Origin of the sequence: Luteimonas deserti (assembly GCF_013425765.1) — a bacterium.
In the GTDB taxonomy this organism is placed as follows: domain Bacteria; phylum Pseudomonadota; class Gammaproteobacteria; order Xanthomonadales; family Xanthomonadaceae; genus Luteimonas; species Luteimonas deserti.
Map to the genome: position 1 here is coordinate 166,689 of NZ_JACCJZ010000020.1, position 13,178 is coordinate 179,866.

The 13,178-nt window shown below is 69.6% G+C and carries 8 protein-coding genes; 6 read left to right on the forward strand and 2 right to left on the reverse strand.

Going from position 1 to position 13,178, the window contains the following annotated elements; all coding sequences use genetic code 11:
- Window positions 1-611 precede the first annotated feature (611 nt).
- Together xylB and xylA are read left to right on the forward strand one after the other, a co-directional pair.
- Window positions 612-2,123, forward strand: a complete 1,512-nt coding sequence (xylB, locus tag H0E82_RS13355; RefSeq protein ID WP_180545948.1) for a xylulokinase — start codon at window positions 612-614, stop codon at window positions 2,121-2,123.
- Window positions 2,124-2,206: 83 nt separating this feature from the next.
- Entirely contained in the window at window positions 2,207-3,541 is a 1,335-nt protein-coding gene (xylA, locus tag H0E82_RS13360) for a xylose isomerase (protein ID WP_180545949.1), read from the forward strand.
- A gap of 83 nt (window positions 3,542-3,624) precedes the next feature.
- Here xylA and H0E82_RS13365 read toward each other — a convergent pair whose 3' ends face one another.
- Window positions 3,625-4,686 carry a LacI family DNA-binding transcriptional regulator gene (locus tag H0E82_RS13365; protein WP_180545950.1) on the reverse strand — a complete coding sequence of 354 codons (1,062 nt, stop codon included), beginning with the start codon at window positions 4,684-4,686 and terminating at the stop codon, window positions 3,625-3,627.
- A 131-nt stretch (window positions 4,687-4,817) separates the two neighbouring features.
- Here H0E82_RS13365 and H0E82_RS13370 point away from each other — a divergent pair, with 131 nt between their 5' ends.
- From H0E82_RS13370 to H0E82_RS16865, 4 genes are all read left to right on the forward strand, one after another.
- Entirely contained in the window at window positions 4,818-6,989 is a 2,172-nt protein-coding gene (locus H0E82_RS13370; protein ID WP_425600353.1) for an alpha-glucuronidase family glycosyl hydrolase, read from the forward strand.
- Between the two features lie 62 nt (window positions 6,990-7,051).
- A complete protein-coding gene (locus tag H0E82_RS13375) occupies window positions 7,052-8,989 on the forward strand; it encodes a sialate O-acetylesterase (protein ID WP_235974356.1) in 1,938 nt (645 codons plus the stop codon).
- A gap of 99 nt (window positions 8,990-9,088) precedes the next feature.
- A complete protein-coding gene (locus H0E82_RS13380; RefSeq protein WP_180546566.1) occupies window positions 9,089-10,810 on the forward strand; it encodes a glycoside hydrolase family 43 protein in 1,722 nt (573 codons plus the stop codon).
- Window positions 10,807-11,115, forward strand: coding sequence for a hypothetical protein (locus H0E82_RS16865; protein WP_235974314.1), 309 nt, complete (start codon window positions 10,807-10,809; stop codon window positions 11,113-11,115). Before H0E82_RS13380 ends, H0E82_RS16865 begins: the two co-directional genes overlap by 4 nt.
- A gap of 576 nt (window positions 11,116-11,691) precedes the next feature.
- Here the strand turns inward: H0E82_RS16865 and H0E82_RS13390 are convergent.
- Window positions 11,692-12,909 (reverse strand): endo-1,4-beta-xylanase, encoded by a 1,218-nt coding sequence (locus tag H0E82_RS13390; RefSeq protein WP_180545952.1) that lies wholly within the window; start codon window positions 12,907-12,909, stop codon window positions 11,692-11,694.
- Window positions 12,910-13,178 lie beyond the last annotated feature (269 nt).

Sequence of the window (13,178 nt, forward strand, 5' to 3'; positions counted from 1 at the left end):
CGGCCTCGCCGAACCGGGTGCGGCGGGCCCGATGGATGCTGCCGCCTCCCGTCCGTGTCCAGACGCGCTGCCTGCGCCAGTGGTCTGCGCGCGAGCAAAGTTCGCCGTCATCGGACGGGCCGTGCGCCCACGCTGCGCACCCGTTGCGGTCGCGCACGACACATCCGGGTGCGCGGATCAAGCGCTGGTTTCAGGGCCGATGCGGGGCGTGGCGATTTCCTGACCACGCGTCGCGACGCCGCTGCTGGCGCGGCATGCCCGCGCTTATCCACACCTTTGTCATCACGCCATCCACAGTGCATGTGGACAGCGGGATGCAGCAATGTGCAGCGTCTGGCGTCAAGTGTCGTGCCGCGGCCGGGTGTCCGCGCCGCGGATACGATGGGCGCACATGGCTTTGCGCATTTCCGGGCGAGGGTCGGCACGTCGATGCAACGCGTTCGGGCTTGGAGATTCCGCACCGCAGCAAGCATCTTCCGACGTAGCTGCTAGAGTGCGGAGACTGTCTTTTTCGTCCCGCATCGCGCCATGTCGCCAGTCGTCCTTCCGCAGTCTCTTTTTTTTGTGTCGCGAAATGTTAGCGCTAACTTTTCCGTGTCCGGGGGCTGCGCATGACGGTGGTCGCGGGGCTCGATGCGGGCACCCAGAGCGTCAAGCTGGTCATCTACGACGCGCAGGCGCGCTCGGTGATCGCGGGCGCGAGTGCGCCGCTCGAGCTGGCCAGCCGCGACGACGGCAGCCGGGAGCAGCATCCCGCGGCGTGGGTCAATGCGATGCGCGCCTGCTTCGGGGCGATCGATGCGGGCGTGCGGCGCCGGATCGTCGCGATCGGGGTGTCGGGCCAGCAGCACGGCTTCGTGCCGGTGGACGCTGCCGGTGACGTGCTTGCGCCGGCCAAGCTCTGGTGCGACACCAGCACCAGCGCCGAGTGCGAGCAGATCATGCAGGCGGCAGGCGGCGCGGCAAATTGCATCGCGGAGGCGGGCAATCCGATTCTCGCGGGCTATACGGCGTCCAAGCTGCCGTGGACGCGCCGGCATCGGCCGGACGTGTACGCCCGGCTCGCGACCATCCTGCTGCCCCACGATTATCTGAATTTCGTGCTGACCGGCGAGCGCTACTGCGAACACGGGGACGCATCGGGCACCGGCTGGCTGGACGTGCGCACGCGTGCCTGGTCGGCGGCCATGCTCGCGGCAACGGATGCGGAGCGTGACCTCGGCGCCTGCCTGCCGCCGCTGGTGGAGGCGGATGCCAGCTTCCCGATCACCGCGGCCATGGCCAGCGCGCTCGGGCTGTCTCCACAGGTGCGCATCTCGGCCGGCGGCGGCGACAACATGATGGCCGCGATCGGCACCGGCTGCGTCGCGGAGGGACGGCTGACGATGAGTCTCGGCACCTCGGGCACGCTGTTCGCCTACGCCGACCGGCCGATCGTCGACGACGCCGGCGCGTGGGCCGCGTTCTGTTCGTCCAGCGGCGGCTGGCTGCCGCTGATCTGCACGATGAACTGCACCGTGGTGACCGAACACGTCGCGCGCATGTTCGGCTTCAGCACGCGCGACGGCGATGCACGTGTCGAGGCGACACCGCCCGGCGCCGACGGCCTGACCTTCCTTCCGTTCCTCAATGGCGAACGCACCCCCGATCTGCCCCTGGGCAAGGGCGTGCTGGCGGGGCTCGCCGCGCACAACATGCACGAGGCCCACCTCTATCGCGCGGCGATGGAAGGCGCCACCTTCAGCTTGCGCTACGGCTACGACGCGTTCGTCGGCGCGGGGATGGGCTTCGAACGCATCGCGCTCACCGGCGGCGGTGCCAACAGTGCCGCATGGCGGCAGATGGTGGCCGACGTGTTCGACTTGCCGGTCGACGTGCCGGCGCAGGTCGAGAGTGCCGCCTTCGGCGCGGCGCTGCAGGCGCTGTGGTCCCTGCAGCGTGCACAGGGGGATTCGAACACGTTGGCCGAGGTCGCCGCCGCGCACGTCGCGGTCGATCCGGCGCTGGCCTCCACGCCGGATCCGGAGCGCGTGCGCAGGTACGCACCGGCATACCGGCGGTTCCTGCGCCATCTCGATGCAGCACGCCCGGTGTACGCCGCAGCAGCGGCATCCTCCGCGTAGCCGACCGTCCGTCCCGGCACCGTGGACATGCCCGACCACGCAGCCGTATTCCGCATTCATTCTAGGCCCACACGAGACCCGACATGAGCAAGCACCCTTTCATTGGCGCCCGGGAATACTTCCCCGGCATCGGCAGCATCCCCTTCGAGGGCCGCGGCTCCGACAATCCGCTGGCCTTCAAGGTCTACGAGGGCGATCGCCGCGTCGGCGGCAAGACCATGGCCGAGCACCTGCGGTTCGCCGTCTGCTACTGGCATACGTTCTGCAACTCGGGCCAGGATCCGTTCGGCCCCGGCACGCGCCGGTTCCCCTGGGAGACGGGCGCTCCGCTCGCAGCCGCCGAAGCCAAGCTCGACGCCGCGTTCGAGTTCTTCACCAAGCTCGGTGTGCCGTACTGGTGCTTCCACGACATCGACCTGGCGCCGGATGCGGACGACATCGGCGAGTACGAGGCGAACCTCAGACACATGGTGGCACTGGCAAAGGAACGCCAGCAGGCCACGGGCATGCGCCTGCTCTGGGGCACGGCGAACCTGTTCTCGCATCCGCGCTACATGAACGGTGCATCGACCAATCCGGACTTCGCCGTCGTCGCGCGCGCGGCCGTGCAGGTCAAGGCCGCGCTCGAGGCGACGGTGGAACTGGGCGGCGACCACTACGTGTTCTGGGGTGGCCGCGAAGGCTATGCCAGCCTGCACAACACCGACATGAAGCGCGAACTCGCGCACATGGCGCGTTTCCTCACCATGGCACGCGACTACGGCCGCAGCATCGGACTTAAGGGCAATTTCCTGATCGAGCCCAAGCCGATGGAGCCGATGAAGCACCAGTACGATTTCGACAGCGCGACAGTCGCCGGCTTCCTCAAGGAGCACGGGCTGGAGAAGGATTTCAAGCTCAACATCGAGGCCAACCACGCGACGCTGTCGGGGCACACCTTCGAGCACGATCTGCAGGTCGCCAGCGATCACGGGCTGCTCGGCAGCATCGACGCCAACCGCGGCAATCCGCAGAACGGATGGGATACCGACCAGTTCCCGACCGATCTCTACGACACCGTCGGCGCGATGCTGGTGGTGCTGCGCCAGGGTGGCCTGGAAGGCGGCCTGAACTTCGACGCCAAGCCGCGCCGAGAATCCACCGACATGGAGGACATCTTCATCGCGCACATCGGCGGTATGGATGCGTTCGCGCGCGGTCTCGAAGTGGCGCACGCGTTGCTCGAAAGTTCGCCGTGGGAGCAGTGGCGCAAGGAGCGCTACGCGAGCTTCGATTCCGGTGACGGCCAGGTCTTCGAGCAGGGCGGCCTGTCACTGGCCGATCTGCACGGGATCGCCGCGAAGGCCGGTGAGCCGCAGCAGCGCAGTGGCCGCCAGGAGGCCTTCGAGAACCTGCTCAATCAGCACCTGCTGCGCTGAGCGACACTATGCCGGTCCGGGTCGCCGACGCAGCAGCCCGGGAACGGCCCGCGACGTCGGCGGGCCGGCCCGGCGGGCAGCGACTACTTCGTCGCGGACGGACGCGCGACCGAGGCGCGCGCGATCAGGCGGTGTGCGATCACGTGGTCGGACAGGATCCGCGTGGTGCTGTCGTTGCGGCGGATGCCGCGCACCAGCACTTCGATCGCGGTGTTGGTCATCGCCTCGATCGGCTGGTTGATCGTGGTCAGCTCGGGCCAGACCGTGGTCGCGGCCGAGCTGTCGTCGAATCCGACGACCGACAGGTCGCGCGGCACATCGAGGCCGCGCCGGTGGGCGACCGAAATCGCCGCGGCGGCCATGTCGTCGTTGCTGGCGAAGATCGCGGTCGGCGGCTTGCGCAGTGCGAGCAGCGTCTCGGTGGCGGCCAGCCCGGAGCGGTAGGTGTAGTCGCCCTGCTGGACGAGGCCTGCGTCGAGCGGGATGCCGGCCTCGGTCAGCGCCGCCTTGAAGCCCTCGAAACGCCGCGCGGTGGCGCTGAGGTAGGTGCCGCCCTTGATGCAGGCGATACGGGTGTGGCCGTGCTCGATCAGATGCCCGGTGATTTCCTTCGCGGCGCGGAACTCGTCGACGCGCACGCAGGAGATGTCGTCGCTGAAGCGTCCCGACGCGATGGCGACCACCGGCACGCCCGCGCGCACGAATTCGGTCACCGCCGCCTTGGATTCGCACAACGGCGGCGGCAGGATCACGCCGTCGACGCGCTTGGCGAGCGCGCGCGCGGCCTTGCGCTCGGCATCGGCGTCGAGTTCGTCCCAGTAGTCGATGACCAGCTGGATGGCCGTGCCCGAGGCCACGCGCAGCAGACCCAGCAGCAGTTCGCGCAGATACGCGCCGCTGGGGTTGGTGTACACCAGCGCGATACGCGTGTGCTGGGCGGCAGCGAGCGAACTGGCCGCGAGGTTCGGCGTGTAATTGAGTTCGCGCACCGCGCGCATCACGCGCTCGCGCGTGCTCTCGCGCACCTTGCCCTGTCCGTTGATCACCCGCGAGATGGTCATCGGCGACACGCCGGCGAGCTCTGCGACTTCGGCGATGGTGACGCCGCGGGTCTTGCGGCGCACCGATTTCTTGGTCTTCTCCAACGTCCGTTCCTTCACTCGCCAGGCGATGGGCCATGCCCGTGGTACGCGGCGGGCCCATGCGCATGAAAGCCGGTTCCGGGGAAGGAATCCATATGCCGAAGATGTTACCGCTAACTCCTGCGACCGGCGAGATGCGCCGGCCGCGCGCCGTCCGGTTCGCGCTGTCGTTGCTGTTTGGGATCACGTTGCTCGCCGGCGCGCCCGCGCTGCAGGCCGAGGACGGCTACCAGCTGTGGCTGCGTTACGCGGCGCCCGGCGCCGCATCCGCGACGGCGTCACCCGGCATCTCGCAACTGGTGGCCATCGCCGATTCGCCGGTGCAGAAGGCGACGCAACACGAGCTGCAGCGTGGGCTCCAGGCCCTCTCGGGGGCCGCGCCGGTCGGCGCGAAGACGGTCACGCGCGCCGGTGGACTGCTGGTCGGAACGCCGGCCTCGTCACCGCAGATCGCGCGCCTGGGGCTCGATCTCGACGGGCTGGGGCGCGAGGGTTATCGCATTCGCAGCGCGGTCGTCGACGGTCATGCAACGACCGTCGTGGCTGCGAACGAGGATGTCGGGGCATTGTACGGTGCGTTTCACGTTCTGCGCCTGTTGCAGACCGGACAGCCGCTGCGCGATCTCGACATCCACGAAACGCCGCGCATCGCGGTGCGCGTGCTCAACCACTGGGACAACCTCGACCGCTACGTCGAACGCGGCTACGCCGGCCAGTCGATCTGGGACTGGCACCGCCTGCCGGGCTGGCTCGACCCGCGCTACACCGACTACGCGCGTGCCAACGCGTCGATCGGCATCAACGGCACCGTGCTCAACAACGTCAACGCCAATGCCGAGGTGCTGACGCCGATGTACCTCGACAAGGTCGCGGCGATCGCCGGCATGCTGCGGCCCTACGGCATGAAGGTCTATCTGAGCGCGCGTTTCAGCGCGCCGATGGAGATCGGCGGCCTCGCGACGGCCGATCCGCTCGATGCCGGCGTGCAGCGCTGGTGGAAGACGAAGGCCGACGAGGTCTACGCGCTGAATCCCGATTTCGGCGGCTTCCTGGTCAAGGCCAATTCCGAAGGCCAGCCGGGGCCGCAGGACTACGGCCGCAGCCACGCCGACGGCGCCAACATGCTGGCCGATGCGGTGGCGCCGCACGGCGGCATCGTAATGTGGCGCGCGTTCGTCTATTCCGACGAAGAGCCCGTGGACCGCGCCAAGCAGGCCTACAACGAGTTCGTGCCGCTCGATGGCACGTTCCGCGACAACGTGCTGGTGCAGGTCAAGAACGGCGCGATCGATTTCCAGCCGCGCGAGCCCTTCCATCCGCTGTTCGGCGCAATGCCGAAGACGCCGCTGATGATGGAGTTCCAGATCACCAAGGAATATCTCGGCTTCTCGACCCATCTGGCCTACAAGGCACCGCTGTACGAAGAGGTGCTGGACGCCGACACGGAGGTGCAGGGGCCGGGTTCGACCGTCGCGCGCGTGATCGACGGCTCGCTCGACGGCCACGCACTGACCGGCATCGCCGGCGTCGCCAACATCGGCAGCGACCGCAACTGGAGCGGCTCGCACTTCGACCAGGCCAACTGGTACGCGTTCGGGCGCCTGGCGTGGAATCCGGATCTGGCGTCGCGCGATATCGCGGCCGAATGGACGCGGATGACGTTCTCCAACGATCCGGCCGTCGTCGAGCCGGTGGTCGGCATGATGATGGCCTCGCGCGAGGCGGTGGTGGATTACACCGGCGCGCTGGGCCTGCACCACGTGATGGGCCGCGGCCACCACTACGGGCCCGGGCCGTGGGTGGAAGGCGGTCCGCGCGCGGACTGGACGTCGGTGTATTTCCACCGCGCCGACGCCAACGGTATCGGCTTCGACCGCACGCGGCGCGGCAGCGATGCGGTGTCGCAGTACGCGCCGCCGGTGGCCGAGATCTTCGACGACGTCGCGCGCACGCCCGAGGAATTCCTGCTGTGGTTCCACCACGTGCCATGGAACCATCCGATGCGCAGCGGGCGTCCGCTGTGGGACGAGCTGGTGCTGCGCTACGACCGTGGCGTGGGCACGGTGCGCGACATGCGCGCGACCTGGGCCGGTCTCGACGGCCGCATCGATGCCGAGCGGCATGCGCAGGTCGCCGCATTCCTCGCGATCCAGCAGGACGAGGCGCAATGGTGGCGCGATGCCAGCATCGCGTATTTCCAGTCGATCTCCGGCCTGCCGCTGCCCGCGGGCGTGGCGCCGCCGCCGCATCCGCTCGGGTACTACAAGGCGCTGGAGTTTCCGCATGCGCCGGGGGACACGCAGTGAATCGCGCGTCTGCCGGTGTCCCGCGTCGGCCGGCCGGTGCACATGCCCCCATCGGACTGGCGATGCTGCTGCTCGGCCTCGCAGCGTTCGCACCGGCGATGGCCGACGACGCCGAAGCGGCACTGCTGCATCCGCTGTTCCAGGATCAGGCCGTACTCCAGCGCGACCAGCCGATCCGCATCTGGGGCGAGGCGGCGCCCGGTGCGACCGTGCAGGTCGCACTGGCGCGCCATCGTCGCAGTGCACGCGCGGACGCCGCGGGGCAATGGTCCGTTGAACTGCCGGCGCTTCCTGCCGGCGGGCCGCACACGCTGACCGCACGCGCCGGCGAGGCGTCCCGCACCGTCGCCGATGTGCTGATCGGCGATGTCTGGCTGTGCTCCGGACAATCGAACATGGAGCTGCAGGTCTGGCGCTCGCTCGATGCGCGCGCGGAGATCGCCGGCGCGGACAGCGACACGATCCGTCTGCTGACCGTGCCGCAGGCCGGACACCCGGCGCCGCAGGCGCGGTTCGGCGCCGAGACGCGCTGGCACACCGTGACCCCCGATTCGATCCGGGATTTCTCGGCGGCCTGTTACTACTTCGCGCGCGAGTTGCAGAAGACCGTCGACGTGCCGATGGGCCTGGTCAACGCGGCGTGGGGCGGCTCGCGCATCCAGGCCTGGACCAGTGCCGACGCACTGCGTGCCGGCGGCGGGCTCGACGCCGAACTCGACGTGCTGGCGCTGTATGCCGACGCGCCCGACGCCGCCGTCGCGCGCTGGGGGCAGGTGTGGACCGGCTGGTGGCGACAGCGCCCGGGCATCGCCGCCGATGACCGTCCCTGGGCGGGCGACGCCAGCGGCGCGGACTGGCGCGATGCACCGCGCGATCTCGGCGCCTGGGAACGCTGGGGCGTGCCGGAGCTCGCCGCGTTCGACGGCATGCTGTGGTATCGCACGCAGGTGTCGCTGACCGGGGAGCAGGCCGCGCAGCCGGCGATCCTCGTGCTCGGGCCGGCCGACGAGATGGACACCACCTGGGTCAACGGCCAGGCCGTCGGCAGCACCTACGGCGCCGGCACGCCGCGCACCTACGCACTGCCTGACGGCCTGCTGCGCGCCGGCGACAACCCCATCGTCGTCAACGTGCTCGACACCTATCGCGAGGGCGGGCTGGCCGGGCCGGCGTCCGCGCATGCGTTGAACTTCGCCGACGGCAGCACGGTGCCGCTCGATGGCGGCTGGCGCTATCGCGTGGTGCCGAACGCGGTCGGCTCGCCGCCGCGCGCGCCGTGGCAGTCGGCGTCCGGACTGTCGACGCTGTACAACGGCATGATCGCGCCGCTGTCGGGCATGCGCCTGCGCGGCATGCTCTGGTACCAGGGCGAATCCAATACCTTCGAGGCCGGAGCCTACGCCGGCCTGCTGCGCGGCCTGCGCGACGACTGGCGCGGGCGCTTCGGGAATCCCGAGCTGCCATTTCTCGTCGTCCAGCTTGCCAATTACGGCACGCCTGCCGACACGCCCGGCGACAGCGACTGGGCGGCCTTGCGCGAGGCGCAACGCGTCGTGGCCACCGATCCGCACAGCGCGCTCGCGGTGACGATCGACATCGGCGACCGCTACGACATCCATCCCGCCAACAAGCAGGTGCTCGGCACGCGCCTGGCGCGTGCCGCGCGGCAGGCGGTCTACGGCGAGCGAATCGCGCCGTCCGGTCCCGTGCCGCAGCAGGCGCGCCGCGAGGGCGACGACGTGGTGGTGACGTTCGCCGATGTCGAGGGCGCCCTGGTCGCGTACGGCGCGGCCGGGCCTGTCGGCTTCGAGCTGTGCGGGGCGGCGGCCGGCAGCTGCCGGTTCGTCGATGCGCGGGTGGACGGTCGCCGGGTGCGCTTGCACACCGGCGACGGCCCGGTGCCGATGCGCGTGCGCCACGCCTGGGCCGATGCGCCGCTGGTCAACCTGTTCGATGCCGCCGACCAGCCCGCGGGCCCGTTCGAGATCGAGATCCGCTGAAAATCCCGCCTGCCGCAGGCAGGTCCAGTCCATGGAGATGCGACGATGAAACGATCCGACACTGCAGCGACACCGGTCCCGACCGTGGAGCGCCGCGCCATGAGGTTCCGCAGCACGCTGCTCTGCGCGCTCGTGGTCTTGGCCGCGGCCGGCGCGAGCAGCAGCGTCATCGCCCGAACGCCGGCGGACCCCGCGCCCGCGGTAACCGGCACGGCCGCCCCCGTCCTGTTCGACTGGTTCGAATACACCGGCCGCGATCGCGCGTTCGAGTTGCCGCTGCCCGAGGGGCATTTCCGCAGTCCGATCCTCGCCGGCTTCCACTCCGATCCGAGCATCGTCGCCGCGCGCGGCAAGTTCTACATGGTGCATTCCACGTTCACCTATTTCCCCGGCATCCCGGTGTTCGAGAGCGAGGACCTGGTGCACTGGACGCAGGTGGGCAGTGCGATCCATCGCCCCGGCCAGCTGGATTTCGACGGCCTCGGCCTGTCGCGCGGCGTGTTCGCACCGACGATCGAATACAACGACGGCACCTTCTACGTGGTCAATACCTCGGTCGACGGCGGCGGCAACTTCATCGTCACCGCGACCGATCCTGCCGGGCCCTGGTCGGACCCGGTGTGGCTGCCGGGCATCGGCGGCATTGATCCCTCGCTGTTCTTCGACGATGACGGTCGCGCCTACATCCTCAACAACGACGAGCCCGAGGTGCCGGTGCGCTACGACGGCCACCGCGCGATCTGGATGCAGGCGATCGACATCGACACGCTGACGCCCTTCGGCCCGCGCAAGGTGCTGATCGACGGCGGCGTGAAGCCGGAAGAGAACCCGATCTGGATCGAAGGCCCGCACATCTATAAGGTCGACGGCTGGTACGTGCTGTCGAATGCGGAGGGCGGCACCGGGCCGCAGCATTCGCAGGTCGTGCTGCGCAGCCGCGATGTCTGGGGACCCTACGTTCCCTACGAACACAACCCGATCCTCACCCAGCGTGACCTGCCGCCCGATCGCGACCTGCCGATCACCAACGCCGGCCACGTCGACATGGTCGAAGGCCCGGACGGCAGCTGGTGGGCGGTGTTCCTGGCCAGCCGCAACTACGACGTGCGCCAGTACAACACCGGCCGCGAGACCTTTCTGCTGCCGGTGACCTGGAACGACGGCTGGCCGACCATCCTGCCGCTGGGCGAAACCATCCCGTACACGCTGCCGGCGCCGTCGTGGATGACGCGGACGGCCGATCAGGCGCCGATGTCGGGCAACTTCACCGTGCGCGACGAGTTCGACACGCCGCAACTCGGACGCGAATGGATGTTCGTGCGCGTGCCCAAGCGCGACTGGGCGGATCTGGCCTTGCACCCCGGCCGGCTCGCGATCCATCCGCTGCGCGAGGGTCTCGACACGCTCGGCAACCCGTCCTTCCTCGCGCGTCGCCAGCAGCATCTGGTGTTCGAGGCCAGTGCCGCGCTCGTGCCGCCGACCGCGGGCGTGGCCGCGGGCCTCGCGGCCTTTCAGAGCGGCAACCACTGGTACGTCGTCGGTGCACGCCGCGATGCCGACGACGCGCTGCAGCTGTTCGTCGAGCGCGCCAAGGGCGAGGGCGCGACCGTCGAGGTGCTGGCCACGCGCACGGTCGCGACCGCGGACGCGCTGCGCCTGCGGATCGCGGGCGACGAGGGCGCGATCGCATTCGCATACGCAGCCGACGACGGTGACTGGCAGACGCTGTTGGAGGGCGCGGACGCGACCATGCTCAGTACCGACGATGCCGGCGGCTTCGTCGGCGTGACGCTGGGCCCGTACGCACGCGACGAGCGATGAGGCCACCGCCGTCGGACGCCTGCGTCGCCGCGCTCCCCACGGTCGCGCGATCCGCGTACTCGCGCACGCGCACCTGCGCGCGCACCCGCACCCGCATCGGCATCGGCATCGGCATCGTCCACCTGGGCGTAGGCGAATTCCATTGGGCGCATCACGCGGTCTACGTGGACGATGTCCTGGCCGGAGACCCGGGCTGGACGATCTGCAGTGTGTCGCTGCGCAGTCCCGACATGCGCGATGCACTGCGCCCGCAGGACAGGGCCGTACACGCTGGCCCAGCTGGGCGGGGGCATGTCTGCGGGTGATCGGCGCGCTGCGCGGGGTGCTGTGCGCGGCGACGCACGTGACGCCGGGCTCGAGCGGCTCGCCCATCCCGATGGGCGCCTGGTGATGCTCACGGTCCGCGAAGAAGGCGATCGCCTCTCGGCGCATGGCGTGGAGTTGGCGCGACGGGACATCGTCCGTGACCCCGCCGCGCCGGAATTGCCGTCGAGTGCAGTCGGCGTCGGTGTCGCCGGACTGCGTCGCGGCGCTCGCCGCGGACACGCCGGATCCCGTGGCCGGGGCCTGGCCGCGGCGTGGGCCGCGATTGCCCGGATCGCCAGCCCGGTCTGGTGGCGTAGACGCTGCTACGCGGGTGCCGGCAGGTACTCGCGTGGGGAAACACCGGTCTCGGCGGGCTTACAGATACAGGCAGGCAGTGGCCTCGGTTCGTGCCCGCGCGGTTACTGGATTCCCGCCTGTGCGGAATGACGGGATGCTCAGGACGCCCGCCGGATCAGCTGCGACAGCATCCGACTGTAGAAAGCACGCCGACACGCCTGCGCAGGCGGGAATCATTGCCTTCGAGCCAGACGGTTTCGCGAGAGCCGGATGCCCGGTCAGCGTGCGCCTGCCTCCGCAGGCACCGCCAGCACCGCCCCCAGCGCCGGCTTCGGCTGGCGCTCGCGATCGAACAGCAGGGTGTAGTTGGTCCGGTTCGGGATCGGATAGTCGTTCTTCCACGACATGCCGTCCTCGACGCCCCAGACGCTGACGCGGTCGATGACGTCGCGCTTGCGGTGGAACAGGCGGAACAGCTCGGCGTAGCGATCGGCCAGCTGCTGCTGCACGTCGGCCGGCAGCCCGTCGCGGTAGGAATCGAGATAGCGCTTGAACTCGGGCAGCTGGAACTGCGGGTGCAGCATGCCGGTGCCGATGATCTGGCCTTCGCGGGTCAGCGGCAGCACGTCGACGTCCAGTTCGGTGATCATCACCTTGACCCCGAGCGCGGCATAGGCGTCGATCGAGGCTTCGATGTCGTCGAGCGACGGATAGTTCAGGCCCCAGTGGCCCTGCATGCCGATGCCGTCGATGCGGATGCCGGCGTCCTGGAGCATGCGCACCATTCGCACGATGCCGGCGCGTTTCTCCGGCCGCCAGGCATTGAAGTCGTTGTAGTACAGCGCGGTATCGGGCGCATGCTGGCTGGCAGCCTCGAACGCCAGGCGCACCACCGCGTCACCGTCGCCGCCGAAGGCGCGCGTCCAGACGGTGTCGCGGTAGTCGCCGTCTTCACCGATGATTTCGTTGACCACGTCCCAGGCATCGACGCGACCGGCGTAGCGGCCTGCGACGACTTCGATGTAGCTGCGCAGGCGCTCGGCCATTACCTCGGGCCCGGCAGGCGTGCCGTCGTCGGCTTCGAAGAACCACGCCGGCGTCTGGTTGTGCCACACCAGGGTGTGGCCGATCAGGTACATGCCGTGGCGTTCGCCATAGGCGACGAACGCATCGGCCGGCCCGAAATCCCAGACGCCGGGTTGCGGATGCAGCACCTCGGCCTTCATCACGTCCTCGGCGGTCAATGCATTGAAATGCCGGGGCACCAGCGCTTCGCTGCGCGGATCGCGGCCGGCGACGATGTCGTCATTGACGGCGGTGCCGAGCAGGAAGGCGCCGCGGTAGGCGTCCTTGAGCGTCGATGCCGATTCGCCTGCGGTGGTGGTGGTCTGGTCGCGGCCCGGGCTGCGCGACGCTGCCGTTGCGGGCGCGGAGAACACGAGGCCACAGAGCAGGCCGACCGCGAGTGCAGGTGCAAGACAGGTGCGTCGGGTCATGCAATCTCCGTGGGGTCGAAGGTGGCGATCACGCCGGCCCTGTTGCCACAGCCTGCGAGCGGGTGAGGCCGGGCCTGCGGTGTGTTCGATCCGGCTTGCGGCCCGCCGCCCACCGCGTGGTGCGCGCGCGTTCGCCCCCGCAACGCGTTGCGTGTGTCCGAAGGTGCCGGTGGCGCGACACGTCTGCGCACCCGAAGCGCGCCCGGTCGCCGCGCATCCCTCCCCGCGCCCTCGCGCCCCCAGGTCCGCCTCGACGAGCGGCGCACGAG